This window comes from Streptomyces sp. NPDC033174 (assembly GCF_055577795.1).
Map to the genome: position 1 here is coordinate 577,453 of NZ_JBVIPQ010000003.1, position 22,635 is coordinate 600,087.

Below are 22,635 nucleotides of genomic sequence, written 5' to 3' on the forward strand. Positions count from 1 at the left end.
CGAGGAAGCCGAGACCCCATGGACTTCATCTTCATGCTCACCCGCGACGACCGGACCGTCTGCGACGCCCTCGACGTCCTCGACAGCGTCCAGCACCTCGGCATCCGCCACATCGGCTTCAAGGACATCGGCACCGACCGCGCCACCCTCACCCAACTCCACGACCGGGTCAGACAGATGGGGGCCACCACCTACCTCGAAGTGGTGAGCACCGACCGCGCGCAGGCCCTCACTTCAGTGCGCACCGCCCTCGACCTCGGCGTCGACTGGCTCATGGGCGGCACCTGGATCGACGAGACCGTCGAGCTGCTGCGCGGCACACCCGTCCGCTATCTGCCCTTCGCCGGGCGGCCGCACGGGCACCCGACCAGTCTCGGCGGCGGCCCGGAGCGGATCGCCGACGACTGCCGTCGTGCCGGGGAAGCGGGCTGTGCCGGGGTCGACCTGCTGGCCTACCGCGCCACCGACGCCGCCCCCCTCGACCTCGTCCGCGCGGCCCGCGCCGCGACGACCGGTCGTCTGGTCGTGGCGGGCAGCATCACCGGCACCGACCAGATCCAGGCCCTGGCAGCCGCCGGAGCCGATGCCTTCACCATCGGCTCGGCCGCGTTCGCCGGGGCGCTCCAGCCGGACGCCGGCACCCTCGCCGCGCAGCTCGCGCCCGTCCTAGCGGCCGTCGGCGCCTGAACTCCCGTACGCGGAAAGGGGCGGCCACGATGCGGGACGATGAAGACGACCGCGCGACCCGCGCCATCCACGACCGACCAGGAGAACGCGTGACCACCAGCCCCGGCCCCCAGGACACCCACGGACCCGTGACCAGCCGCCACCGCGGCCCGCGCCCGCCGGAGCCGCAGGCCGCGCTGGGCGTCGGTGTCGTCGTCACCGACGGGCGCGGGCAGGTGCTGCTCGGCCTGCATCCCTCGGGCGTGTGGGAGCTACCCGGCGGGAAGGTCGACGCCGGCGAGTCCATCGAGGACGCCGCCGTGCGGGAGCTGGCGGAGGAGACCACGCTGCGCGCCGACGCCCGGCAGGCCGACATCCTCGCGATCCTGCTCGACAGCGTCGAGGGGGTGAACCGGCTGACCGCCGTCGCCCTCGTCTCCGCCCACGACGGCACCCCGGCGGTGGCCGAGCCCGACAAGATCGACCGCTGGGAGTGGCACGACCCCCAGCGTCTGCCCAGCCCTCTGTTCACGCCGTCGGCCCAGGCCCTGACGACCTGGCGGCCCGGTCTCGTCATCGATCACGCGCCCGCCCACCGCTACCACCTCGCGCCCGGTGCCCCACGACGGGAGTCCTGACGGGGTGGGCCGCCCCGCCGGCCCACCCCTCCGACGGCCGTGTCCGATTACCGCCGGCCGGGCGCCGTCGCCTGCCGCTCCACGCCGCGCCTGGTCGTCGGACGCCCAGGGCAAGGACGACGTCAGCCACGGCTGCACCGGCATGAGCCCCGAAGACGCCGCCTGGCTCTTCCGGACCCTCCGTGAAGGCGATGTCGTCGAGGTCGTCAAGGGCTACGGCGAGGAGATGGCCCCTTTCGACAACGGCTACGGCGACCGGAACCTCTGCTGGGCGGCCTGGCTGGACGGAAGCGCCCTGGAACGCGAGGAGAGCGGGCAGAGCGCCGGACAGAGCCGCCCGGGCAGGCTGCGCCCCACCTCTGACTCGGCCCGCCCCCGGCGGTCGCGGTCGGTAGGATCACGCCGCCCGCTCCTCATCCGCGCGCCGACCTCAGCGGCGGCGACGCGACCGAGCCAGGGAGAACACGATGCTCAAGGCATTCGAGGACCTGACCACCCCCCTCATCGCCGACGCCTGCGTCCGCGCGGGGATCCCTCTGCGCGCCGCGCCGCCCGGAATCACCGCGGTCGTACCGGGTCACCGGATCGCGGGCAGGGTCCTGCCGGTGCGGCACTACGGCAGCGTCGACGTGTTCCTGGAGGCCTTCGCGAGCAGCCGGCCGGGAGACGTCCTGGTCATCGACAACGGCGGCCGGGAGGACGAGGCCTGCGTCGGCGACCTCGCGGCGCTGGAGGCCAAGGCGGCCGGTCTCACCGGCCTCGTCGTCTGGGGCCTGCACCGCGACACACCCGAGCTGGTGGAGATCGGCCTTCCCGTCTTCTCGTACGGCCGCTACGCCCCCGGCCCCGTACGGCTCGACGAGCGCGAGCCCGAGGCGCTGGTCACGGCCAGGATCGGCACGCATCGGGTGAGCGGGGACGACATCGTCTTCGGTGACGACGACGGTGTGCTGTTCGTCGCCGCCGACCTGGTCGACGACGTGCTCGCCACGGCTGACCGGATCGGCCGGACCGAACGCGAACAGGCACGCCGGATCCGCGGCGGGGAGACGCTGCGCGACCAGGTCTCCTTCGACGACTTCCTGAACCGGCGGGCGGCCGACCCGTCGTACACCTTCCGGCAGCATCTGCGGCGCGTGGGCGGGGCGGTGGAGGAGTAGCCCGTCCGGTCCCCGACTGGCGGGGAACCGCACCCCGCCGGTCGGCCGTTCAGCGCTGCCGTACGCCCGCCCGCGGAGGGTGGGACGGGCCGGTCGGCTCGGCCGCCGCCGGCTCGGGCAGCGCGCGGGCGAGCAGCCGGGCGAGGCCGGGCATCACGATCAGCGGGATGAGCGCCGTCCGCAGCGATGTGGCGTCCGCGACCGCGCCGATCAGCGGCCCCGCGAGACCTCCGACGCTGACGGTCAGCCCCAGGGTGAGGCCACTGGCGGTGCCCACCCGGACCGGCAGATAGTCCTGAGCGCGCGTCACCTGCAAGGAGAATCGGCTCGTCCGGCGGCTACAAGACGGTGGACACCGGCACGTACAGCCCCACCGCCGCCAGGGCCACCCCGGCGTACAGCGCGGGACCCGGCAGGAACACCACGCCCGCGACGGCGGGAACCGCCGCCGCGTAGGCCCAGCACGTGACGCGCACGCGCCCCCAGCGCGCGGCGAGCCGGCCGCCGAGGACCGTGCCGAGCGCGCTGCCCGCGAACAGGACGAACAGCGCCACCGCACCGGCGGTGTCACCGCCTGCCGGCCCCGAACGGCCCCCGGCTCGAAACGGTCTGCGCGCTCCTGCGCAAGGATCCCTCCTACGCCCGCACGCCGGCCGAGCTGGCCGCGCACGCCGGAGCGGGCGAGCGCGGGTGAAGCCGCGCTCACCTCGAACGGGGCGTGCCGGGGCCGTTCACCGGTGCTCGGGATTCGGGAAGTCGTAGCGGCAGCCGGCATCCCATTCGGACCGCTGGTTACCGTGCGCGGGGACGCCGCCCGCCTGCTTGAGCATCGCCGCCAGATGCATGAGGTTCCAGGACATGAAGGCCGTGTTGCGGTTGGTGAAGTCGTTCTCGGGACCGCCCGAGCCCGCGTCGAGATAGGAGGGCCCGGGGCCCGCCTCGCCGATCCAGCCGGCGTCGGCCTGGGGCGGAATCGTGTAGCCGAGGTGCTGGAGGCTGTAGAGGACGTTCATGGCACAGTGCTTGACGCCGTCCTCGTTCCCGGTGATCAGACAGCCGCCGACCCGGCCGTAGTAGGCGTACTGGCCCCGGTCGTTGAGCAGGCTGGAACAGGCGTAGAGGCGCTCGACGACCTGCTTCATGACGGAGCTGTTGTCGCCGAGCCAAATGGGCCCGCACAGCACCAGGATGTCGGACGCCATGACCTGCTCGTAGAGCCGGGGCCAGGCGTCGGACTCCCAGCCGTGCTCGGTCATGTCCGGCCACACCCCGGTCGCGATGTCATGGTCGACGGCCCGGACCACCTCGGTCGTGACACCGTTCCTCTCCATCACACCGCGGCTCCTGTCGATGAGACCCTCGGTATTGCTGGTCTCCGGTGAGCGCTTGAGCGTGCAGTTGATGTACAGCGCGCGCAGCGTGTCGTAGCGGTACGGAGTCTCGGGCATCGGCCGTCTCCTCAGGAGGGGGAGTACGCCCCCACCCTCCTCCGCACCCGCCGGGGCGAGCCACCGCAGGCACCCGAACGTATGAGAGGCCGGCCCACGAACAGGCGGCTGGTCTCACATCAGGGTCACCACGAGCATCGCCGACACCACTGTGCACACGGCCATGGACAGCATCACCATCCGCGCCGGGTCGGCCAGCCGTTCCGCCGCCGAGGCGAGGGACCCCTCCGGCACCGGGCCGGCCTTCGGCCCCCCGGGCCGCCGCGGCGTTTGCGCGCCGACCGACACGGCGTCCCGCGGGGCGCCGGGGCCGGCCTGGCCCAGTTGGACACACCACACGCACTTGTCCGCGGCGTGCAGCGGAGAGTTCAGCCAGTACGCGCCCAGCAGGGAGGCGCCGGGCGTCGGGATGGGGGATTCGATTGCCGCCATGCACGGTTCAACGGCCGTCCCCGCGCGGGGGAGCGCGGAGCACCCGTTCTGCAACCCCACCGTCACCGAGCCGTTAGACAATCCCGGCCGCGCCGTCGAACAGGGTGCGGCGACAGCCGCCTTCACAGCAGCGGGCCCAGGGGGCCGAGGTCCAGGTTCAGGTCCTCCGGCTCAAGGCCGAATCGTGAGCGGAGGACTTCCATGCGGTCCTCCAGCAGCATCAGCGTGAGGCCGATCCGCTCCTCCTGGTCCTCGGTGAGCTGTCCGTCCTCGACGCGGCGCAGGGCCTGGCGTTCCATCAGCTGGCGCAGCAGCTCGACAACGGTGAGAACCAGCCGGGCGAGGTCGCGTTCGACGGTGTCCGGGTCGAGTTCGACGCGGCGCCGGGGCTCGCCGCCGGTCATCGCTGCTCCCAGGGGGAGGGCAGGTTCGTACTCACCGAGCTGATCAGCGCCTTGAGGTCCACGCGGACGAGGTCGACGTCGGCGATGGACAGGGTCAGGTCGCCGGTGATGACCACACCACCGGCCAGCAGCCGGTCCAGGAGGTCGACGAGGGCGACACGCCGCTCGGCCAGGGCATTCGGCGGGGTGGTCATCGGACCGCCCCCCGCGCGTCGCCATCGACGCCGGCACCCGCGTCCTCCGTGAAGGCACCGGTGAAGGAGTACGGCGCCCAGGGTCCCGTCAGCTCCACCCGCACCCCCGGCAGCGAGGTCCTCTCGACCAGCTGGACGAAGCCCTCGCCGCGCCGCCGGTCCACCAGATAGGCGGCGTTGAGGACGTTCACCGCGTCGACGCCCGACAGCCGGGCGTCCTGCGGGCGGTGCAGGGTGGCGGCCTCGGCGTAGGAGGAGAGTTCGTCGTGCAGCTGTCGGCACAGCGTGCTCACCCGCTCCCAGTCGCTGTCGCGGCTGCGGCGGTCGTTGAGCCTGCGGCGCAGATAGTCACGGCCGCCACCGGAGGCGGGGGTGGCGGCGGGCTGGGGCGCGGACGCCGGTTCCACCGGCTGCGCGTACACCTTCACACCCCACTCGACCCGCCCGTCCAGCCGATCGAGGGCCGTGACGAAACGGTCGTGCCCGTCCTCCAGCAGGCGCCGCAGCCCGCTGTCGTCCCGGCAGATCGTCGCCAGGCGCAGCGGGAGCGGAGTCGTGACGGTGGAGAGCGCGGCGATCACCGCGTCATGGGCCCGGGCCGTGGCGGCGAGCCAGTCGAGGTCCTCCAGCCGCGCGCGCAGCGGGGCCTCGTCGAAGTCGGCGGCCGGTACGGAGCTCACGACGGCGACCAGGTCGTGGTGGCGCACCAGCCGCGGCGGTTCGCCGCCGATGCCCTGCGCGCCGTCGGGCAGCACGCCGTCGAACGGCCGGCTGACGGCGTACACATAGCGCAGTCGGTCGGTGTCGGTCATGCGGTCCGCTCCTCCAGTTCCGCGATTCGGCGCTGCAACTCCTCGTTCTCCCGCGCCAGTTCGCGGTGGCGCGCGCCGGAGGAGAGAGCCGGGTCGCTCTCCCACCAGTCGATGCCCATCTCCTTGGCGCGGTCGACGGACGCGACGACGAGGCGCAGCTTGATGGTCAGCAGCTCGATGTCGAGAAGGTTGATGCGAATGTCACCGGCGATGACGATGCCCTTGTCCAGGACACGCTCGAGGATGTCGGCGAGATTGGCGCTGCTGCCTTCGGAGGCGTACGGGCTCGGAAGCCGGCCGGCCGGGCTGGTCATCGGCTGCTCCGCTCGCTCGAGAGGTCGCGGGCGAAGTCCCGCAGGTCGCGACGGGCCCGGCGGGCCCGGGTCCGCCAGAGACCGGCCGCCCTCGCCGTCAGGTTGTTCGAGGGGTACTCGGCGACCAGCAGCACCCGTGTGAGGTCGTCGGCCATCGCGTGGAAGGAGACGGCGCAGGCGGCTTCGTCCCCGGTCGACCGGGCGATCCGGTACTCCGGCCCGTCGCCGTCACTGTGACCGGCGGTGGTGTCGCCCTTGCCGTGCAGCTCCGCCCACCGGTCGTACGCGAGACGCGGGGAAACGGGGACGTCGACGGATTCGATGACGACGGTCGGACTCGCGTCGTACGTGATGACTCTCTCCTTGAGACGGGAGGCGCCGATCTCGACGGCTCCGCGGACCAGGCCCTTGCCCTGGGTGATCTTCCGGCCGCTCTCCAGGGCGAGCTGGGCGAAGCCGGTGCTGCGGCCGTCGGCGATGTCCCTGAGCACCACCGTGGAGCGCCCCAGGGCGCGGCCTGCGCGGACGAGGACGCGTTCGGCCTGGGCGGCGAGGTATCCGTGGAACTCGTCCTTGAGCCTCTCGGTCGCCTCACTCATCGCCATGGCCTCCCTTCGCATCGGGCTTCCGGGCCGGGCTCGGCCCGGCCGCACTCCGCTTGGCGGTCGTCGTGCGCCTCGCGGCCGTCTTCCTGGCCGGCGCCTTCCGCGCGGCGGTCTTCGCCGCCGTCTTCCCGGCGGCTTTCCTGGTGGTCTTCGCGGGCTGCTTCCTGGCGGGCTGCTTCTTCGCCGGCGCTCCACCCGTCGTCGGCGACTCGCCCGCCGCGCGCCCGGCGGCGGCCTTCCGCGCCGGCGCCTTCTTCGCCGCCTTCTTCGCGGGCGCGGTCCTCGCGGCAGTCCGCCGGGGACCGCGCCCACCGCCGGACGGCGGCCCGTCCTCGTCCTCCCTCTCGCCCTCTCCTTCGGCGTCGGCCTCGTCAAGGGCCGGGGGACGGGACGGAGCCGAGAGCATGTCCGCGGTCCGGTCGCGCACCGCCAGAGCGCGCGTCTGGAGGTGGTCGGCCAGCCAGTGCACCTGCCGGTCGGCCAGAGAACGGGCCGCCGCCCTGCCGACTCCCCGCAGGTCCTCCCGGAGCTGATCGCCGATCTCCTTGATCTCCGGGTGCTCCCGCAGCCGGCTCGCCGTGTACTCGGCGACGGCGCGGGGCCCGAGCCGCAGCTTCACGCCCACCACCGCGGCCCCGATCGCGAAGACCAGCCGGGCCTTCCTCGTACGGCCGAGGGCGTAGCCCGCACCGAACGCGAGCCCCATGCCCCAGCGGGGATCGTTCATTGCAGCCGCGCTCCGTTCTCCAGCCGGGCGAGCAACTCGTCCTCCTGGCGGTCGAATTCCGCTTCGTCGATCTCTCCCGCGTCCAGCCGCGCCGCGAGTCGGGAGAGTTCGCGCTGAACGGTGGCGGGGTCGTAGTACTGCCGCTCGGCCTCCGCCACCACCTGCCGCAGCACCCAGGCGGTGCCGCGCACGGGGGCCGCCGGCAGGAGCAGCAGTTCTGTCAGCAGGCCCATCCGCTCACTCCACGAAGCTGTACGGCGGAAGCGGCCCGTTCGCCTGAAGGACGAGGTGGGGCTGCTCCTGCGCGAAACGGTCGAAGGTGTTCACGAACGAGGCGGCCTTGTCCCGGTCCACCAGGAACGAGACGTTCGCCACCCAGCCGGCGCTCTGCGGTCCGGGGCAGACGTCCGTGGCCGAGCCCTCCAGGGCCTGCTGGATCAGCTCCGCGTCGCGCGCCTCGCGCTGCTTCACGGCCGCCACGACACGCTCACCGAGGGCGATCTTCTGCTCGTGCGTTCCGCCGCCCGCGGCCCGGTTCGCCTCGCTGAGGGCCCGGAGCTCCGGATCGTCGGTGAGGACCTTGTGGAGGATGGCTTCCTCGTTGTGCGTGGCCTTCACGTTGTACTCGACCTTGCCGTCGAGCGCGTCGAGCCGCTCCATGTAGTGGTCCTCGCGCTCGGCGAGTACGGCCACCACCGCGTCGTCGTCCGGCGATATCCCGCCGAACCGCATCGGCAGGACCGTGCCGTCCGCGCCGGCGGCCGCCAGCACGTTCTGGTGCGCGAGGAGATCGCGCCGCTTCGGCTTCAAATCCTCAGGGGCGTCGCTGACCAGCGCGACGAGCTTGCCCTGTTCCAGGACGCGTACGGCCTGCGGCGGTTCGCCGACCCCGCTCAGCTTCTCGGGCAGGTGCGGATGCGTGGCCCGGGCGATCCCGTAGACGTACGTACTCACTCCTGCTCCTCCTTACGGCGCGACGAGGTGCTGCGGCTGCGCGACTTGGACTCGGGCTGCGCCTCGTCACGTGCCTGGCTGAACGCGTCGGAAATGGTCTGGGCGGCGCCGCTGAGCGCGCCCTTGGACTTGCCTCGCGCTCCGGACTCGGTGATCTCGCCGACCAGGTCGGGCAGTCCGGGGCTCTTGCGGGGACCTGCCTCCAGGTCGAGGCGGTTGCAGGCCTCGGCGAAGCGCAGATAGGTGTCGACGCTGGCGACGACGACCCGGACGTCGATCTTGAGGATCTCGATGCCGACCAGGGAGACGCGGACGAACGCGTCGATCACGATTCCACGGTCGAGGACGAGTTCCAGGACGTCGTACAGGCCGCTGGTGCCGCCGGAGCCGCCACCGCCTTGCTGTGCCGGGACAACGGTCATTGCCTGGTGCCTCCCTCATGATTGCGAGCGCGGACGAACAGGGCGGGAAAGCCGCTCCTAGGAGCGGTCCGCCCTGCCGCGCTCATAGCGGCGGATGCGTCGGTAGCCGGTGAGCTCGCCGTGCGGGTCGACTTCGACCTCGTACGAAGCGAGAAGACTCATGGTGTCCGGGACTCGGGCGAGTTCGAGGACCTCGATGTGCAAGGCCCATCCGTTGTCCGTCCGTTCGAAGGACGACACCGACTCGGCCTCCATGCCGGTGAGTTCCTGGAGTTGGGCGCGAGCCGCGCGCAACACCTCTATGGATCCGGGTAGTTGGTCCGACGCTTCCTCTGACTGGTTGGTCTTCTGGGTGTTCTCTGATGTGTTTCCCATGTCTGCCTCGGGGTTCGGCTTGCCGCAACTCGGCCAGGTAAACCCGTGGCCCGGGGCCGGTGCCGTCGCGGACGTCCCGCACCTGGCGCCCCGGGCCGCGCGAGGAGCGTCCCCCGGACTCCCGGAAGCGGTGTGGACGCCAGTGCGAAGGCGGGGCTGTCCCACTCCCCGCTTTCGTGTTCCACTGGAGGCGAGGTGCAGGCCGATGGTTGTGACGCGCAAGACGAATCCGGCCGGCGCGATCGTCGCCGCGGTGGCCTGCGGAGCGCTGGCCGCCGGGCTCTTCGGCTGCTCGTCCTCCGACGGGGAGACGAAGCGTTCGTCCACCACCAGTCCGCCGAGCGGGACGTCCCCCTTCACCGGGCTTCCCGCCCGCGAGAGCCGAGTCCTCGCCGTCAAGATCGACAATGTGGTCCCCGCGCGGCCGCACACGGGTCTCGGCGCGGCGGACATCATCTACGTCGAACAGGTCGAAGGCGGACAGAGCCGGATACTCGCGGTCTTCTCGTCACGGCTGCCGCCGAAGGTGGGACCGGTGCGCAGCGCGCGCGAGTCGGACATGGAACTGCTGCGGCAGTTCGGCCGCCCGGCCCTCGCCTACTCCGGCTCGCAGTCGGCACTGAAGCCGCTCATCGACGCGGCCCCGCTGTTCCCCCTGCTGCCGGACGACGCGCCCCGGGCCTTCTTCCGGGACTCCGCCCGCGCCGCCCCGCACAACCTCTACGTGCGCCCGGGGGCCGCCCTGGCCGCCGCGCCGAAGGCGGACAAGGCCCGGGACATCGGCTTCCGTTTCGGCGCCGCGCCGGCGGGCGGGGAACGGCTCAACGAGTACACCGTGCGGTTCCCGGCGGCCCGTTTCTCCTTCACCTGGTCGGCCCCCGGGAAGCGGTGGCTCGTCAGCATGGACGGCAAGGCCGCGCGGACGACGGACGGCGGACGGATGGGGACCCCGACCGTGGTGGTCCAGAAGGTCGACGTCCACGCCTCCAAGTTCCACGACCGGTGGGGAAGCGTGTCGCCGTTCACCGAGACCGTCGGCTCCGGCACGGCGCTCGTCCTGCGCGACGGCAGAAGCCACGACGCCCGCTGGAGCCGGGCCACCGCGGAGCGCGGCACCTCCTTCACCACTCCCGACGGCAAACCGATGACCTTTGCGCCCGGTCAGGTCTGGGTCCTTCTCACCGCCAAGTGATCACATCCCGGCGTGGAGAGGTCCTCGCTGGTGTGCGGCCGGGCGGGCCCGGGAGGATCCTGGTAACAGGCACAGGCCGCACCGCAAACGCGGCAGGGTACGGCCGGGAACATGGGCAAGGAGGCAGGCCATGACACGGACGGTGGAGTGGACGGTCGGCCTGAAACTCGTCGAGGAGGACGGCCGGACGAAGGCGGAGGCGGTCCTGGAGACGGGCACGGCCACGCTCAAGGGCCGGGGCACCGCGCGGTGCAACCCGGCGGACGTGGACGTACCGGCGATCGGCGACGAACTGGCCGCGAGCAGGGCCATGCGGGATCTCGCCGGACAGCTGATGCGGGTCGCCGACCGCGACCTGGAAGCCGTGGGCGCGGCGACCGTACCCACGCACACCGGCCCCGGATACGGCTGGCCGGAGGCGCTGACCTGACCGGACCCGCGAAAGGGCGGCGCGCCTCTCCCCGGTGGGGGAGGAGGCGCGCCCGCACGGCTGCCCCCGGCTTCGAGGAGTTCACGCGCCGCCTCCGGGGGCGGAGGACGGGCGGCTTCACCCGGCGGCCGGTGGGACCGGCCGCTCGAAGAAGGTCTCCAGCGCGACGGTCGCCTGCGTGCCGCTGACGCCGTCGATCGCGTACAGCCGCCGCAGAACGTCCTGGAGCCGCTCCGCCGTGGCCGTGCGCACCTTGACCAGTACCGAGGCGCTGCCCGCGATGACGTGGGCCTCCTGGATCTCGGGGATGGCGGCGAAATCGGCGGCGGATTCACCCATCCACGCCGACGACTCGACCATGACGAAGGCGAGAACGCCCTGCCCCAGTGCCGCCGGGTCGACATCGACCGATGTGCGGCGGATGACGCCCCGCTCGCGCAGTTTGCGCACCCGTTCGTGTGCCGCGCCGGCCGACAGGCCGACCGCCTTGCCCAGGGCGGCATACGCCTGGGTCGCGTCCTTCTGGAGTTCCGCGATCAGCGCGCGGTCCATCTCATCCACCATCGCCATACCGCGACCATATCTTGTTCTGGCATAGTGCTGCTGAACCAAATGGCATTCGGGAAACAGGTGATGGGGGAGACCATGTCCGGTGAGATCGTGGACGGTCGCTATGAGATTCTGGACGAGCGATTCCGTACGGGGCGCTGCGTCAGCGGGGACATCCGGCTCGAGCAGCTTCATGGCGACTGCCGCTGGGCCGAGGGGCCGCTCTACCTGCCCGCGTGGCGCCAGGTGATCTGGAGCGACATCCCCAACGACCGCCTGCTGCGGTGGGACGAGCAGACGGGCGCCGTCGGCGTCTTCCGCTCCGCCGCCGGGCACGTCAACGGCAACACCCTCGACCGGGAAGGCCGCTTGATCAGCTGCGAGCAGGGCAACCGCCGCGTCACCCGCACCGAGCACGACGGCCGGATCACGGTGCTCGCCGACCGCTTCGACGGAAAACGGCTGAACAGCCCCAATGACGCGGTCGTCCGCTCCGACGGCTCCATATGGTTCTCCGACCCCGACTTCGGAATCACCACCGACTACGAGGGCCACCGCGCCGAGAGTGAGATCGGCGCCTGCAACGTCTACCGGATCGACCCGGCGACGGGAGGCGTCACGCTGGTCGCCGACGGATTCGAGACACCGAACGGACTGGTCTTCTCGCAGGACGAGACACGGCTGTACGTCGCCGACACCCGCGCCCGCGCCATCCGGGTCTTCGACGTCCACGACGACGGCACGCTCTCGGGCGGGAAGGTGTTCGCCGAGCGTGTGGACGGCGGTTTCGACAACATCCGGTTCGACGACAGGGGCCGCCTGTGGGCGGCGGCGTTCCACGACGGCGTGCACTGTTACGACCCGGACGGCACGCTGCTCGGACGCCTGCTCGTCCCCGAGCCCGTGTCCAACATCGCGTTCGGCGGCCCGAAGAACAACCGCCTGTTCATCACGGCCACCCACTCGCTGTACTCGCTGGTGATGTCCGTGACCGGCGCGCCACGCGTGCCTCAGAAGGCGTTGTGACGCCGCAGCCGCAGCGGTCGCCCGTCCGGGTCCACGAGCAGGCGGTAGAGCGGTGTGGACAGTCTCTTCGCCGCGCGGGACACCTCGGGCGGACGGTACGTGCGCAGGCGACCGGGCGGGCGCGGCCCGGACCGGCCGCCGTCGTGCCAGGCGTCCAGCGCGGCGGCCGCCGCCGCGAAGGCGTCGAAGGCGGCCACCGGGTCGCACAGGTCGTCCGGCGCCTGAGGGGCGGAGGGCTCGGGGCCCGGCGCCGGGTCGAGGTCCAGGTGCTCGCGTGAGAGCTCGAGCCGCAGGTCCCGGGCGAAGCGGCGGGCGCCGTCCCCCAGTCCGCCCGGGTCGAGCGGCGGGCGCGGATCCACGCTCTCGTCCAGTACGGCGCAGTTCAGCTCCGAATCGTGCGTCCAGGAGCGCAGGTTGATGTTGTCGGACCCGACCGACACCCACACGTCGTCGATCACGCAGACCTTGGCGTGGACGTACACCGGCGTTCCCGCGTGATTCTCCAGCCCGTACACGGCGACGCGGTCCCCGCCCGCCGCGCGCAGCCTGTCCAGGGCCGACATCCGGCCGACCAGGTTCATCGGCAGCGTCAGCCGGCCGCTCTGCTCGGGCAGGGAGGGGATCACTGCGATCAGGCGCAGCCGCGGGTGGGCGGCCAGCGCCTCGGCGAAGTAGCCGACGACGTGCGGGGACCAGAGGTACTGGTCCTCGAGGTAGATGAGAGACCTGGCCCGCCGCAGCGCCTTCAGATAGCTGCGGGCGATGCTGCGCTCGCCGTCGGGTGCGAAGTCGTAGCCCTCCAGCAGCCGATTGGGGTACGTGCGCAGCACCTGCACGGTGTGCGTGCCGCACGGCGCGGGGTCCGGCAGCTGGGGCGGCAGCGGGTTCGCGCGGGTGTCCTCCCGGTGGAAGAGCTCCCGGAGGCGGGTGACGGGGCTGCGGCTGAGTGGAGCCGGGTCGTCCCAGCGTTCGCGGAAGCCCGCCTCGATGTCGCCGACGGCCGGTCCGCGGATCGCCAGCTGGATGTCGTGCCACGGCGGATGCGGCCCGTACTCCTCGGTGATCTGTTGCGACTGCGGGTCACCGCGGTGGGTGGCGTCGTCGCGGCGGTTGTGGCAGAGGTCGGTGCCGCCGACGAAGGCGATGTCCCGCTCGGGGCGGCCCGGGTGCCGTAGGACCACGAACTTCTGGTGGTGGGAGCCGCCGGGGCGCACCCGCATGTCGAGCAGGCACTCGCCGCCCGCCGCTTCGATCTCCTCGCCGAGGTGGCGGTTCTCGGACTCGCTGAACTGGAAGCGGTCGAGGTGGGAGCGCCACACCAGCCCCTTGACGATCACTCCCCGTGCGGCCGCCTCGCACAGCACGGTGCCCACTTCGCTGCCCCGGCCGTCCAGCCGTTCGTCGGGATCGCCGCGCCAGTCGGTGAAGAGCAGCAGGTCTCCGGCGCGCTGGGCGCGCACCGCGGCGAGCAGCTCCGTGAAGTAGGTCGCGCCATGGACGAGCGGTCGTACGTGATTGCCGTTCGACCAGGCCGTCCCGCCGGGCCGACGGCTGTCCAGGCGGGTCGCGGGATTCCCGCGCTGCCGTGACGTCAGCAGCCAGTCGGTGAGTTCCACAGCACGCGTCCTTCCGCCCGCACGTCACCTGCCACCCTCGCGGGTACCCGCTGCGGGCCCGCTCATCCGAAGAGGCCCGGGTACGGGACTGCCGCGTCCCGCACGCCGGAATCAGCGCTTCGGGCTCAGCGCGTCGGCAGACGCGGCAGCAGCTTGTCCGGCGTCAGCGGCAGGTCCCGCAGCCGCACCCCCACCGCGTGATGAACGGCGTTCGCGACGGCCGCCGCCGTGCCGACGATGCCGATCTCGCCGATGCCCTTGCTGCCCATCGGGTTCAGGTGCGGATCGTCCTCGTGGATCCAGTGCGCCTCGACGGCCGGCACGTCCGCGCAGGCGGGCACGTGGTACGACGCGAGATCGTGTTCCGCGTAGTCACCGAAGGCCAGGTCCATGGTGCTGCCCTCCGTCAGGGCCATGCCGATGCCCATGACCATGCCGCCGATGAACTGGGAGCGAGCGGTACGGGGATTGAGGATGCGGCCGGCCGCGAAGACGCCGAGGAGGCGGCGTACGCGCACCTCGCCCGTCACGGTGTCCACCTGCACTTCCGCGAAGTGCGCGCCGAACGCGTGCCGCGCGTACGGCGATTCCTCGCCCGTCTCCTCCTCGGTGTCCGCCAGCGCGAACAGACCCTCCGCCGGCAGGGGACCGGACTGCGCACGAAGACGCCCGGCCAGCGCCGTACAGGCCTTGTGCACGGACCAGCCCCACGACGCCGTGCCCGAAGAGCCGCCGGCCAGCGGGGCGTCGGGCAGCTCGGTGCTGCCGATCTCCACGCGGACCGACTCCAGGGGCGCGTCCAGGGCGTCGGCGGCGATCTGCGCGAGCACGGTCCTGGCCCCCGTGCCGATGTCGGTGGCATTGACCTGGACCACACACGTGCCGTCGGGCAGGGCATGGGCGCGGGCGCTCGACGGGCTGATGAGGACGGGATAGGTGGCGCACGCCACGCCGGTGCCCAACAGCAGGTCGCCTTCGCGGCGGACGCCGGGCGCCGGGTCGCGCCGCTCCCAGCCGAAGCGCCGCGCCCCGTCCCGGAGACACTCGGCGAGGTGCCTGCTGCTGAAGGCACGGCCGCTGTCGGGTTCGGTGTCGGGCTCGTTGCGCAGCCGCAGTTCCACCGGGTCCACCCCGGCGGCGACGGCGAGTTCGTCCATCGCCGACTCCAGCGCGTACATCCCGGACGCCTCGCCCGGGGCGCGCATCCACGACGGAGTGGGCACGTCCAGCGCGGCCACCCGGTGGCTGGTGCGGCTGTGGGGGGAGACGTACATGGTGCGGGCCGGAACCGCCGCCTGCTCGACGAACTCCCTGACCGTGGAGGTCTGGGTGACGACCTCATGGGCGAGCGCGGTGATGACACCGTCGACGCCCGCGCCCAGCCGGACGCGCTGCACGGTGGGGGAGCGGTGGCCGACGACCGCCGCCAGCTGGCGGCGGGGCAGGGCCAGTTTGACGGGCCGGCCGGTGTGCCGCGCGGCCATGGCGGCCAGTACGACCTGCGGACGGGGGGTGCCCTTGGAGCCGAATCCGCCGCCGACGTGTTCCGAGACGACCGTGATCTGTTCCTTGTTCAGCCCGAAGATCTGGGCGAGGGTGTCGCGTACGGTACCGGCGCCCTGACTCGAGTCGTGCACCGTCAGACGCCCGTCGTCCCACCGGGCGGTCGAGGCGTGCGGTTCCATCGGATGGTTGTGCAGCGCGCTCAGCGTGTAGGTGGCGTCGACCCGGACGGTGGCGCTTGCATACGCCGCGTCGAAGTCGCCGCGTTCACGGACGGCGGGATGACCGCCGTTCGCCTCCTCCGGTGTGTAGAGCCCCGGATGGTCGCCGGTCAGCTGGACGTCGTGCCGCTCGCTCGCGTACTCGACCCGCAGGGCGTCGGCGGCGGCACAGGCGTTCTCGGGTGTGTCGGCCACGACCAGGGCGACGTACCAGCCGCGGTGCGGGACGCGGTCGTTCTGGAGGAGCGCGAGCGTCGGGTCGTCCGGTTCCTTGAGACGGGGGGCATTCTCGTGACTGAGCACCGCGAGGACGCCGGGTCGCGCCAGCACCTCCTCGGCGTGCACGGCGGTGACCCGTCCGCGGCCGACGGTGGCGGGAACGGGCCAGGCGTGGGCGCAGCCCGGCGGGGTGTGCTCGGCCGCGTAGCGCGCGGCGCCGGTGACCTTGTCCCGTGCCTCGCGGCGGACGGCGGGGGTGCCCAGCGGGGCCTGTGCATCCGTCATGACGGGGTCTCACGTCCTCGGGTACGCGAAGCCAGCTCGGCCAGCACGCTGATGGTGAGGTTGCGCGCGAGCGGCACCTTGAAGCCGTTGTCGCGCAGCGGCTCGGCCGCGGCGAGCTCGGCGTCGGCCGCCCGGGCGAAGGTCTCCTCCGTGGCGGGCGCTCCCCGCAGCACCTCTTCCGCCGCCCGGGCCCGCCACGGCCGGTGGGCGAGCCCGCCGAAGGCGAGCGCCGCGTCCCGGACGACACCGTCGTCGACCCGGAGCACGGCGGCGACGGAAGCGAGCGCGAAGGCGTAGGAGGCACGGTCACGGGCCTTGCGGTAGCCCTGCGCGCCGGGCGCGGAGGCCGGGAGCGTCACACTGGTGATCAGCTCGCCCGTACGGATGACCGTGTCCTGGTCGGGGCGGTCGCCGGGCAGCCGGTGGAAGTCCGTGACCGGGACGCCGCGCGGCCCGTCGGCGCCGAGCAGGTCGACCGTGGCGTCGAGGGCGGCCAGCGCGACCGCCATGTCGGAGGGGTTGGTGGCGACGCAGTGCGGGGAGTGGCCGAGCACCGCGAGATCGCGGTGCACGCCCTCGCGGGCGGGGCAACCGCTGCCCGGCACACGCTTGTTGCAGGGCTTCGAGATGTCCTGGAAGTACCCGCAGCGGGTGCGCTGGAGCAGATTTCCGCCCGTGGTCGCGGTGTTGCGCAGCTGCCCCGAGGCGCCCGAGAGCAGGGCCTGCGACAGGGCGGCGTAGCGGGTCCGCACCACCGGGTGGGCCGCCAGGTCGCTGTTGCGCACGGTCGCGCCGATGCGCAGACCGCCCTCCGGGGTCTCCTCGATCTCGTTCAGCGGCAGACGGCTGACGTCGATGAGCAGTTCCGGTGCGGCGACCCCGAGCTTCATGAGGTCGACGAGATTGGTGCCGCCGGCCAGGAACTGGGCGCCGGGGCGGGCGGCGCAGGCGCCGACCGCGTCCTCGGCGCTTTCGGCGCGGACGTACGCGAAGGGTTTCACGGCGCCACCTCCCCGATCGCGCCCACGATGTTCGGATAGGCGCCGCAGCGGCAGATGTTGCCGCTCATTCGTTCCCGGATCTCGTCGGGCGTCAGCTCGGCGGGACCGTCGGCGATGTGCTGGTGCGGTGTCGCATGGGAGGGGTGGCCGGCGGAGGCTTCGGCCAGCATGCCGACGGCCGAGCAGATCTGGCCCGGAGTGCAGTAGCCGCACTGCAGGGCGTCCCGCGCCACGAACGCCTCCTGCACCGGATGGAGCCGCTCACCGTCGGCGAGCCCTTCCACGGTGGTGATCCGCGCCCCGTCGTGCGCGGCGGCGAGCAGCAGACAACTGTTGGCGCGCCGGCCGTCCACGAGAACCGTGCACGCGCCGCACTGGCCGTGGTCGCAGCCCTTCTTGGCGCCGGTGAGATCCAGGTGCTCGCGCAGGGCGTCCAGGACGGTGGTGCGGTGGTCGAGCGTCAGCGTGCGTGGCTCGCCGTTGACGTGGAGGGTGAGGACGGAGCTGTGCGCGTTCTCCTGCTGGCTGGTGGGCTCCACGCGGTCACACCTTTCCGGTCCGGAGACATCGCTTCCTCTCCTTCCTATCAAAAGGTGACACTTCGCGCGGTTTCAGCGACTGTCCCGGGTCGGCGGGGGAGGGGTCAGCGCCCAGCGGATGGTGTGGGTGAGCGCGTGCCCGGTCAGCCGGACGCAGGTCTCCTCCACGCCGGGAACGTACGGCAGCCGAAGGGGCGTCCTCGCCCACCTCGGCAGGGTGGAGACGGCGTTCGCGGCGAGGACGGCGTAGGGCGCTCGCGCCAGGAGCGGCAGCGGCGGGTGGAGGAGGATGAAACGCGCCGCCTCCCTGGCCTCCTGCGTCGCACGGAGTTCGGGCCGGTAGGCGGCGATCCGCGCCGCGAGGGCCGCCCGGTCGCGCGGCGGGTCGACGACCCCGAGAGCGGCGGCCACCCTGGCCGCGTCCGCGATGTACGCGTCGCAGCCCGCGGGGTCGAGCGGATGGGCGCCGTAGCGCTGATGCGCGCGCAGGAAGCTGTCGACCTCGGCGACGTGGACCCAGCCGAGGAGATGGGGGTCGGCGGCGTGGTAGGGCTCGCCGGCGGCCGTCGTGCCCCGGACGCGCTCATGGACGGCCCGTACGCGGTCGACGGCCCGCTGAGCGTCGTCCGCGGTGCCGTAGGTGGTCGTGGCGAGGAAGGTGCTGGTGCGCTGGAGCCGTCCCCAGGGGTCTCCGCGATAGCCGGAGTGGGCCGCCACAGCCGCCATGGCCAGCGGGTGCAGGGACTGCAGCAGCAGCGCGGTCAGTCCGCCGATGAACATCGCGGCGTCGCCGTGGACGGTACGGATGGGCCGCTCGGGGCCGAACCAGCGGGGCCCCGGGGTGCCGTGGATCCGGGCACGGTTCTCCGGTCCGGTGGGACCGGCGACCCGGGTGAACAGGCTTGCTCCGAGTCGCTCCCGCAGGCCGGACACCCGAGGCGCGGAGAGGTTCATCCTTTAATCATCCCGCTTCGGGCGCCTGATCATCCCTCTTCCGGCGGCCCGGTATGCCTTCCCGGCCCCGGACCCGCCCCCGCGCGCCTCACGGCCGGGGATCGATCCGCTGCCAGGGGGCGCGCGCATCGCCGCCCCGGCGCCCCGCGACCGAGGCGCACCGGGGGCACACACGCCGCACCCGGTCCGCCGCGCCTCCCGACTCCGGGAGGATGTCCGGCCAGGTGAGGTGGGGGAACCGGCCGAGCTCCGAGCGGCTGAGGGCCAGCCCGCAGACGGTCTGGTTCATCCCCGGCTCCCAGGCGTGCACCTCCCCGGCCGGTAGCCGGCGACGCCCTTGCTCCTCGTCGACCCACTGTCCGGACGCGGCGACCGCGTAGCGCTTCCTCCGTGCCATGCGCCGCGGGTTCCCCAACGGCCAGGGGTCATGCCCGGTGGCGGGTTCAGGACCGGCCGCAAGGACCGGCCGCCGGGGCCTGGCGCCGGGGCGTGTCGCCGGGACTGGCCCCCGGGGTGCGCCGTGCCCCGTGCCTCGATCGCCGGGCGCCGCGACCTCCTGCCTCAGTCCTCCCGCGAGGACCTGGCCCTCAGGAGCGCGCGGACACCCCTCCGTACCATCTCCCAGTCCGTGCCCGGATCGCGCTCCCGCGCCCGCCGCAGCCAGGTCGCCCGGTCCCGGTGCTGCCGCTGCAGCTCCTCCAGATGGGTTTCGCTGCCCGGCGGGGCGACCGCGCCCAGCTCGTCGATGCGCCGCTCCATCGCGGCGAACAGGTCCCGGTCGAAGGCGGTCACCGCCGCGAGGAACTCGCTCGTCGGCAAGGTGACCCGTCCCCTGGGCGGACCGGCGAACTCGATCACACCCTCCGGGTCCGCCTGGTGCTCCCACAGAAGCGTGGTCATGTCGTCCTCGCCGGCGACGGTGCGCAGACACCGGACGGACGGGGCGACGCGCAGATAGCCGGTGTAGAGGTAGCCCGCACCGCGCCAGTTCGACGCCGCGTCGGCCTCCGGCGTGTCCACCCAGCCCCAGTCCGAGCTGTCCTGCGCCAGGTCCACCAGGTCCGGGGGTACCGGTTCCAACGCGTCCGACACCAGCGCGAGCACGTCCTCCCACAGGCGGACGACGTAGTAGTCGACATACGGGTGGGACGGCCGGCCCCGGGCGCCGTGCCGCAGGGCCCGGACGGTGCTCTCCGCGTAACGCAGCACCTCATGACCGCCGAGGTCGACGCAGTACCAGCCGTCGGTCAGCGCGAACCAGTGCGGCAGGGGGCGGTCGGCGTCCCACGGTCCGAGCCGCTCCACCGGGGTCAGCCCGAAGCGGAAGCGGATCGCGGGCGGCCCGGCGGGAATCACGGCTCAGTGCCCGGGGCTGTGCCCGGGCTACGCCGGGCCGAGCTGGGGGCGGGTCGGCTGCTGTCGGCCGAAGTTCTCCTGCGGGTAGCTCCCGGACGCGAGCCCCGGGCCCCAGTTGAGCACGCGCTCCACGTCCCGCAGGGTTTCCTCGGCGGTCCTGCGGACGTCGGTGGGTACGTCACCGCGTTCCCGTATGAGCTGGGCGTAGATCGGCGCATCGGCCGGTGGCGCGTTCACGAACGGGTCCTTCCCTGGACGGCAGGCAGACGACCCGTGCACGCGGAGCCGCAGCGGATCACGAGTGTACGGGTCCTGCCGCACCGGGGCCGAGGCCAGCCCCGTCAGAACCAGTTGATGGTGAGGGGGAAGGTGGTGCTTGCGGTGGCTGTGGTGGAGTCGGTGGCTGTGGCGGTGATCTGGAGGGTTCCGGTCTGCCAGGGCTTGCCGGTGATCTTTCCGGTGGTGCTGTCGATGGAGAGGCCGAAGGGGAGACCGGTGGCGCTGTATTTCAAGGGGGCTTTTCCGCCGGTCGCGGTGAGCTGGATCGTGCAGCTCTGGTTGAACTTGCACGTCTGGCTGCCGGGGTTAGTCACCTTCAGGTCACCGCCCGGCGGTGGAGTCGTCCCGCAGCCCGGGGCCGCCTCAGGTGGCAGCGGGACGCGCCACAGCTGGGTGTCGTTCTCCGAACCCACCAGCAGCGTCGAGCAGTCGGCGTACGTCAGGGTCTCCCCCTGGGGTTGGGACGGCAGGGGCACCTCGGCGAGTTTCGTGCCCGCCGCGTCGTACACGTAGGCGGTGTTGGCGCCGAGCGGGCCGCCGCTGCGCAGCGCGTAGGACATGCCCGTGGGAGAGAAGGCGCCGTCGGTGGCGAAGACCGGTCCCGGACGGACGGGAGTGAGGGTGTTCACCTGGCCGGGCTGGGGCTCGGCCGGGGCCCTGTAGAGCTGCCCGGCAGCGCCGATCACCTTGCTGGCGATGTGGAGCCGGCCCGTCTTCGGGTCCGCGAGGAGGGACTCGGCGTCGTGCCGTCCGTCGGAGTAGGCGAAGCGTGTGGAGGAGGGTGTGACCGCCCCGCTGACGAGCTGGTCGGGCTCGGGGAAGCCGTAGACGATGAGTTCGGCGCGGCCGCTGAAGTTGTCGCCGATGTCACCGACCTGGACTACGGGCCGGCCCTGCCCGTCCCTGCCGACGGTCAGCCCCTCCCAGTCGGTGTTCGTGGCCCCGCCGAGGGTGAACGTCGCCTTGAGCACACCGGCGGCGCCGTTGCAGTCGACGGCGAACACCTGATTGGTGTTCCCGCTGTCGTTGACCGCGTAGAAGACACCGACGTGCTTGGTGCTCATGGCCAGGCCGCTCAGTTCGGCCAGACCGGACGGCAGGGTGCAGGCGCGCTCGGCCGCCGCGGCCGGCGCCGCCGACGGACTCGCCAGGGCCGTCGCCGGCGCCACTGTGAGAAGGGTGGCCGTCAGTGCGGCGGTCGTGGCCGCCGCGGCCGTGCCCGTGCGGGCTTGGCGGCGTCCGGGCCGGGCGCCGTGCCCTCGGATCAGGAATCGAGACATGCGCACAATGTGACGGTGCACGCGCCAAGGACCAAGCGTGCACCGCACACCTTCTGCGCATCACCCGATGCCCGCACGGTATGACGGCCCGGCCGTGTCACCGGACCGACTCCCACACGGGGGCGTTGTGCTGAGCATGCGAGAGGAAGGCCCGCGCCGCCCGGCTGAGCGGGCGGCGCCGGTGCACGATGCCGACGGAGCGCAGCAGCGGCGGCGTGAAGGAGCGGACCTCGACCCGGGGACCGAAGACACGTAACACCATGTCCCGGTACCAGATCAGCGAACCGCGCCCCTCCGACACGCTGGTCACCCAGGCCAGACGTTCGTTCACCTCCACGGCCGCCACCGGGCGTACGCCGAGCCGCCCGAACATCGCCTCCAGCTCGGTGCGCCGGCCGGTCCCCGGGTTCGGCAGCACCATCGGCAGGCCGCTCAGATACCGGTACGGGAGCGGGTCCGGCAACCCGGAGCCGTGCGGGGAGATCAGGACGACCTCACGGTCCTGGAGATGATGGGCCGACAGCTCCTTGTCCACCGGCAGATCCACCAGCCCGAGCTCCGCGGCCCCGTCGGCCAGGGCGCGAACGAGCGCCTCGCGGCTGTCGTGCTGCAACAGACGCACCTCGGTGCCGGGGTGGCGTTCGGTGAAGGCAGGCACGAGCTCGGCGGCCAGATCGAGCGACAGCGTGGGGGTGACGGCCACCGTCAGAGCCGTGCGCGAACTGCCCACGTGCGCCGCCCCGATGTCCTCGATCTTCTCCACCGCGTCGAGGACGGTACGGGCCAGACGCACGACACGGGCGCCCTCGGGGGTGAGGGTCGAGCCCCGGCCCCTGCGGTCCAGGAGCTCCACGCCGAGATCCCGCTCCAGCGCCTGGATGGACCGGGAAAGGGCGGGCTGGGCGATGTAGACGGAGGACGCCGCGGCCGTGATGGAGCGGCAGTCCGCGACGGCGACGAGGTGGCGCAGCTGCTGCAGTGTGGGGGACATGAGCGGACGGTAGCCGCTGCGCCCTGAGGGTGTAAGGGGCATT

At 72.5% G+C, this 22,635-nt stretch carries 29 protein-coding genes and 2 pseudogenes; 7 read left to right on the forward strand and 24 right to left on the reverse strand.

Translation table 11 applies throughout. The annotated features are described in order from the left end of the window. The first annotated feature begins 18 nt into the window (after positions 1-18). The 4 genes and pseudogenes from ACZ5VC_RS12730 (at position 19) to ACZ5VC_RS12745 (ending at position 2,464) form a co-directional block, all read left to right on the forward strand. A complete protein-coding gene (locus ACZ5VC_RS12730) occupies positions 19-687 on the forward strand; it encodes a hypothetical protein (RefSeq protein WP_469120068.1) in 669 nt (222 codons plus the stop codon). A gap of 89 nt (positions 688-776) precedes the next feature. Further along, positions 777-1,304 carry a nucleotide triphosphate diphosphatase NUDT15 gene (locus tag ACZ5VC_RS12735; protein ID WP_469120069.1) on the forward strand — a complete coding sequence of 176 codons (528 nt, stop codon included), beginning with the start codon at positions 777-779 and terminating at the stop codon, positions 1,302-1,304. Positions 1,305-1,308: 4 nt separating this feature from the next. Continuing rightward, positions 1,309-1,497 (forward strand): annotated as a pseudogene (locus tag ACZ5VC_RS12740) (L,D-transpeptidase family protein); the annotation flags it as partial. Positions 1,498-1,771: 274 nt separating this feature from the next. After that, the gene (locus ACZ5VC_RS12745; protein ID WP_469120070.1) at positions 1,772-2,464 is read left to right on the forward strand and encodes an RraA family protein; all 693 of its coding nucleotides are present in this window, start codon (positions 1,772-1,774) and stop codon (positions 2,462-2,464) included. A gap of 49 nt (positions 2,465-2,513) precedes the next feature. On the opposite strand, the pseudogene ACZ5VC_RS12750 reads toward ACZ5VC_RS12745, so the two are convergent. From ACZ5VC_RS12750 to ACZ5VC_RS12810, 13 genes and pseudogenes are all read right to left on the reverse strand, one after another. Further along, positions 2,514-3,042: pseudogene (locus tag ACZ5VC_RS12750) on the reverse strand (MFS transporter); the annotation flags it as partial. 153 nt (positions 3,043-3,195) lie between these two features. Further along, positions 3,196-3,912: a flavodoxin family protein gene (locus ACZ5VC_RS12755; RefSeq protein ID WP_469120071.1), complete on the reverse strand. Its 717-nt coding sequence runs from the start codon at positions 3,910-3,912 to the stop codon at positions 3,196-3,198. Between the two features lie 114 nt (positions 3,913-4,026). Then, positions 4,027-4,344, reverse strand: coding sequence for a hypothetical protein (locus ACZ5VC_RS12760; RefSeq protein ID WP_468714290.1), 318 nt, complete (start codon positions 4,342-4,344; stop codon positions 4,027-4,029). 122 nt (positions 4,345-4,466) lie between these two features. Beyond that, positions 4,467-4,748 (reverse strand): gas vesicle protein K, encoded by a 282-nt coding sequence (locus ACZ5VC_RS12765; RefSeq protein WP_468714287.1) that lies wholly within the window; start codon positions 4,746-4,748, stop codon positions 4,467-4,469. Beyond that, the gene (locus ACZ5VC_RS12770; RefSeq protein WP_469120072.1) at positions 4,745-4,942 is read right to left on the reverse strand and encodes a gas vesicle protein; all 198 of its coding nucleotides are present in this window, start codon (positions 4,940-4,942) and stop codon (positions 4,745-4,747) included. Before ACZ5VC_RS12770 ends, ACZ5VC_RS12765 begins: the two co-directional genes overlap by 4 nt. Next, positions 4,939-5,754: a GvpL/GvpF family gas vesicle protein gene (locus ACZ5VC_RS12775; RefSeq protein WP_469120073.1), complete on the reverse strand. Its 816-nt coding sequence runs from the start codon at positions 5,752-5,754 to the stop codon at positions 4,939-4,941. Before ACZ5VC_RS12775 ends, ACZ5VC_RS12770 begins: the two co-directional genes overlap by 4 nt. Continuing rightward, positions 5,751-6,068: a gas vesicle protein gene (locus ACZ5VC_RS12780; protein WP_468714278.1), complete on the reverse strand. Its 318-nt coding sequence runs from the start codon at positions 6,066-6,068 to the stop codon at positions 5,751-5,753. Before ACZ5VC_RS12780 ends, ACZ5VC_RS12775 begins: the two co-directional genes overlap by 4 nt. After that, positions 6,065-6,667, reverse strand: coding sequence for a hypothetical protein (locus tag ACZ5VC_RS12785; protein ID WP_469120074.1), 603 nt, complete (start codon positions 6,665-6,667; stop codon positions 6,065-6,067). The genes ACZ5VC_RS12780 and ACZ5VC_RS12785 overlap by 4 nt, the downstream gene beginning before the upstream one ends. Continuing rightward, on the reverse strand, positions 6,660-7,400 hold the full coding sequence (locus ACZ5VC_RS12790; RefSeq protein WP_469120075.1) for a DNA primase: 741 nt from the start codon (positions 7,398-7,400) through the stop codon (positions 6,660-6,662). Before ACZ5VC_RS12790 ends, ACZ5VC_RS12785 begins: the two co-directional genes overlap by 8 nt. Then, on the reverse strand, positions 7,397-7,633 hold the full coding sequence (locus ACZ5VC_RS12795; protein ID WP_468714272.1) for a gas vesicle protein GvpG: 237 nt from the start codon (positions 7,631-7,633) through the stop codon (positions 7,397-7,399). Before ACZ5VC_RS12795 ends, ACZ5VC_RS12790 begins: the two co-directional genes overlap by 4 nt. 4 nt (positions 7,634-7,637) lie before the next feature. Beyond that, positions 7,638-8,354 (reverse strand): GvpL/GvpF family gas vesicle protein, encoded by a 717-nt coding sequence (locus tag ACZ5VC_RS12800; protein ID WP_469120076.1) that lies wholly within the window; start codon positions 8,352-8,354, stop codon positions 7,638-7,640. Beyond that, positions 8,351-8,776 (reverse strand): gas vesicle structural protein GvpA, encoded by a 426-nt coding sequence (locus tag ACZ5VC_RS12805; protein WP_468714268.1) that lies wholly within the window; start codon positions 8,774-8,776, stop codon positions 8,351-8,353. Before ACZ5VC_RS12805 ends, ACZ5VC_RS12800 begins: the two co-directional genes overlap by 4 nt. 57 nt (positions 8,777-8,833) lie before the next feature. Beyond that, positions 8,834-9,151 (reverse strand): gas vesicle protein GvpO, encoded by a 318-nt coding sequence (locus ACZ5VC_RS12810; protein ID WP_469120077.1) that lies wholly within the window; start codon positions 9,149-9,151, stop codon positions 8,834-8,836. Between the two features lie 205 nt (positions 9,152-9,356). Between ACZ5VC_RS12810 and ACZ5VC_RS12815 the strand changes: the two genes are divergently transcribed. Together ACZ5VC_RS12815 and ACZ5VC_RS12820 are read left to right on the forward strand one after the other, a co-directional pair. After that, a complete protein-coding gene (locus tag ACZ5VC_RS12815; protein WP_469120078.1) occupies positions 9,357-10,343 on the forward strand; it encodes a DUF3048 domain-containing protein in 987 nt (328 codons plus the stop codon). A 130-nt stretch (positions 10,344-10,473) separates the two neighbouring features. Then, positions 10,474-10,773 carry a DUF1876 domain-containing protein gene (locus ACZ5VC_RS12820; protein WP_469120079.1) on the forward strand — a complete coding sequence of 100 codons (300 nt, stop codon included), beginning with the start codon at positions 10,474-10,476 and terminating at the stop codon, positions 10,771-10,773. Between the two features lie 117 nt (positions 10,774-10,890). Here ACZ5VC_RS12820 and ACZ5VC_RS12825 read toward each other — a convergent pair whose 3' ends face one another. Continuing rightward, the gene (locus ACZ5VC_RS12825) at positions 10,891-11,334 is read right to left on the reverse strand and encodes an Lrp/AsnC family transcriptional regulator (RefSeq protein ID WP_469120224.1); all 444 of its coding nucleotides are present in this window, start codon (positions 11,332-11,334) and stop codon (positions 10,891-10,893) included. Positions 11,335-11,418: 84 nt separating this feature from the next. On the opposite strand from ACZ5VC_RS12825, the gene ACZ5VC_RS12830 reads away from it, so the two are divergent. Beyond that, entirely contained in the window at positions 11,419-12,348 is a 930-nt protein-coding gene (locus ACZ5VC_RS12830) for an SMP-30/gluconolactonase/LRE family protein (protein WP_469120225.1), read from the forward strand. Here the strand turns inward: ACZ5VC_RS12830 and ACZ5VC_RS12835 are convergent. From ACZ5VC_RS12835 to ACZ5VC_RS12880, 10 genes are all read right to left on the reverse strand, one after another. Next, entirely contained in the window at positions 12,333-13,964 is a 1,632-nt protein-coding gene (locus ACZ5VC_RS12835; protein WP_469120080.1) for a phospholipase D family protein, read from the reverse strand. The genes ACZ5VC_RS12830 and ACZ5VC_RS12835 overlap by 16 nt on opposite strands. A 125-nt stretch (positions 13,965-14,089) precedes the next feature. Further along, positions 14,090-16,192 (reverse strand): xanthine dehydrogenase family protein molybdopterin-binding subunit, encoded by a 2,103-nt coding sequence (locus ACZ5VC_RS12840; protein WP_469120081.1) that lies wholly within the window; start codon positions 16,190-16,192, stop codon positions 14,090-14,092. After that, on the reverse strand, positions 16,189-17,193 hold the full coding sequence (locus tag ACZ5VC_RS12845; RefSeq protein WP_469120082.1) for an FAD binding domain-containing protein: 1,005 nt from the start codon (positions 17,191-17,193) through the stop codon (positions 16,189-16,191). Before ACZ5VC_RS12845 ends, ACZ5VC_RS12840 begins: the two co-directional genes overlap by 4 nt. Continuing rightward, positions 17,190-17,732 carry a 2Fe-2S iron-sulfur cluster-binding protein gene (locus ACZ5VC_RS12850; RefSeq protein ID WP_469120083.1) on the reverse strand — a complete coding sequence of 181 codons (543 nt, stop codon included), beginning with the start codon at positions 17,730-17,732 and terminating at the stop codon, positions 17,190-17,192. Before ACZ5VC_RS12850 ends, ACZ5VC_RS12845 begins: the two co-directional genes overlap by 4 nt. A gap of 72 nt (positions 17,733-17,804) precedes the next feature. Further along, positions 17,805-18,686 (reverse strand): oxygenase MpaB family protein, encoded by an 882-nt coding sequence (locus tag ACZ5VC_RS12855; RefSeq protein ID WP_469120084.1) that lies wholly within the window; start codon positions 18,684-18,686, stop codon positions 17,805-17,807. An 88-nt stretch (positions 18,687-18,774) separates the two neighbouring features. Next, entirely contained in the window at positions 18,775-19,083 is a 309-nt protein-coding gene (locus ACZ5VC_RS12860; protein ID WP_469120085.1) for a hypothetical protein, read from the reverse strand. 164 nt (positions 19,084-19,247) lie between these two features. Then, entirely contained in the window at positions 19,248-20,042 is a 795-nt protein-coding gene (locus ACZ5VC_RS12865) for a DUF5984 family protein (RefSeq protein WP_469120086.1), read from the reverse strand. Positions 20,043-20,069: 27 nt separating this feature from the next. Then, a complete protein-coding gene (locus ACZ5VC_RS12870) occupies positions 20,070-20,279 on the reverse strand; it encodes a hypothetical protein (protein ID WP_468714244.1) in 210 nt (69 codons plus the stop codon). A gap of 104 nt (positions 20,280-20,383) precedes the next feature. Further along, positions 20,384-21,601 carry a putative Ig domain-containing protein gene (locus ACZ5VC_RS12875; RefSeq protein ID WP_469120087.1) on the reverse strand — a complete coding sequence of 406 codons (1,218 nt, stop codon included), beginning with the start codon at positions 21,599-21,601 and terminating at the stop codon, positions 20,384-20,386. 97 nt (positions 21,602-21,698) lie between these two features. Further along, the gene (locus ACZ5VC_RS12880; protein ID WP_469120088.1) at positions 21,699-22,592 is read right to left on the reverse strand and encodes a LysR family transcriptional regulator; all 894 of its coding nucleotides are present in this window, start codon (positions 22,590-22,592) and stop codon (positions 21,699-21,701) included. Positions 22,593-22,635 lie beyond the last annotated feature (43 nt).

Coding starts and splice junctions, on each gene's coding strand:
- ACZ5VC_RS12730 (WP_469120068.1), top strand. CDS start 19: ATGGACTTCATCTTCATGCTCACCCGCGACGACCGGACCGTCTGCGAC.
- ACZ5VC_RS12745 (WP_469120070.1), top strand. CDS start 1,772: ATGCTCAAGGCATTCGAGGACCTGACCACCCCCCTCATCGCCGACGCC.
- ACZ5VC_RS12755 (WP_469120071.1), bottom strand. CDS start 3,912: ATGCCCGAGACTCCGTACCGCTACGACACGCTGCGCGCGCTGTACATC.
- ACZ5VC_RS12760 (WP_468714290.1), bottom strand. CDS start 4,344: ATGGCGGCAATCGAATCCCCCATCCCGACGCCCGGCGCCTCCCTGCTG.
- ACZ5VC_RS12765 (WP_468714287.1), bottom strand. CDS start 4,748: ATGACCGGCGGCGAGCCCCGGCGCCGCGTCGAACTCGACCCGGACACC.
- ACZ5VC_RS12770 (WP_469120072.1), bottom strand. CDS start 4,942: ATGACCACCCCGCCGAATGCCCTGGCCGAGCGGCGTGTCGCCCTCGTC.
- ACZ5VC_RS12775 (WP_469120073.1), bottom strand. CDS start 5,754: ATGACCGACACCGACCGACTGCGCTATGTGTACGCCGTCAGCCGGCCG.
- ACZ5VC_RS12780 (WP_468714278.1), bottom strand. CDS start 6,068: ATGACCAGCCCGGCCGGCCGGCTTCCGAGCCCGTACGCCTCCGAAGGC.
- ACZ5VC_RS12785 (WP_469120074.1), bottom strand. CDS start 6,667: ATGAGTGAGGCGACCGAGAGGCTCAAGGACGAGTTCCACGGATACCTC.
- ACZ5VC_RS12790 (WP_469120075.1), bottom strand. CDS start 7,400: ATGAACGATCCCCGCTGGGGCATGGGGCTCGCGTTCGGTGCGGGCTAC.
- ACZ5VC_RS12795 (WP_468714272.1), bottom strand. CDS start 7,633: ATGGGCCTGCTGACAGAACTGCTGCTCCTGCCGGCGGCCCCCGTGCGC.
- ACZ5VC_RS12805 (WP_468714268.1), bottom strand. CDS start 8,776: ATGACCGTTGTCCCGGCACAGCAAGGCGGTGGCGGCTCCGGCGGCACC.
- ACZ5VC_RS12810 (WP_469120077.1), bottom strand. CDS start 9,151: ATGGGAAACACATCAGAGAACACCCAGAAGACCAACCAGTCAGAGGAA.
- ACZ5VC_RS12815 (WP_469120078.1), top strand. CDS start 9,357: ATGGTTGTGACGCGCAAGACGAATCCGGCCGGCGCGATCGTCGCCGCG.
- ACZ5VC_RS12820 (WP_469120079.1), top strand. CDS start 10,474: ATGACACGGACGGTGGAGTGGACGGTCGGCCTGAAACTCGTCGAGGAG.
- ACZ5VC_RS12830 (WP_469120225.1), top strand. CDS start 11,419: ATGTCCGGTGAGATCGTGGACGGTCGCTATGAGATTCTGGACGAGCGA.
- ACZ5VC_RS12840 (WP_469120081.1), bottom strand. CDS start 16,192: ATGACGGATGCACAGGCCCCGCTGGGCACCCCCGCCGTCCGCCGCGAG.
- ACZ5VC_RS12855 (WP_469120084.1), bottom strand. CDS start 18,686: ATGAACCTCTCCGCGCCTCGGGTGTCCGGCCTGCGGGAGCGACTCGGA.
- ACZ5VC_RS12860 (WP_469120085.1), bottom strand. CDS start 19,083: ATGGCACGGAGGAAGCGCTACGCGGTCGCCGCGTCCGGACAGTGGGTC.
- ACZ5VC_RS12875 (WP_469120087.1), bottom strand. CDS start 21,601: ATGTCTCGATTCCTGATCCGAGGGCACGGCGCCCGGCCCGGACGCCGC.
- ACZ5VC_RS12880 (WP_469120088.1), bottom strand. CDS start 22,592: ATGTCCCCCACACTGCAGCAGCTGCGCCACCTCGTCGCCGTCGCGGAC.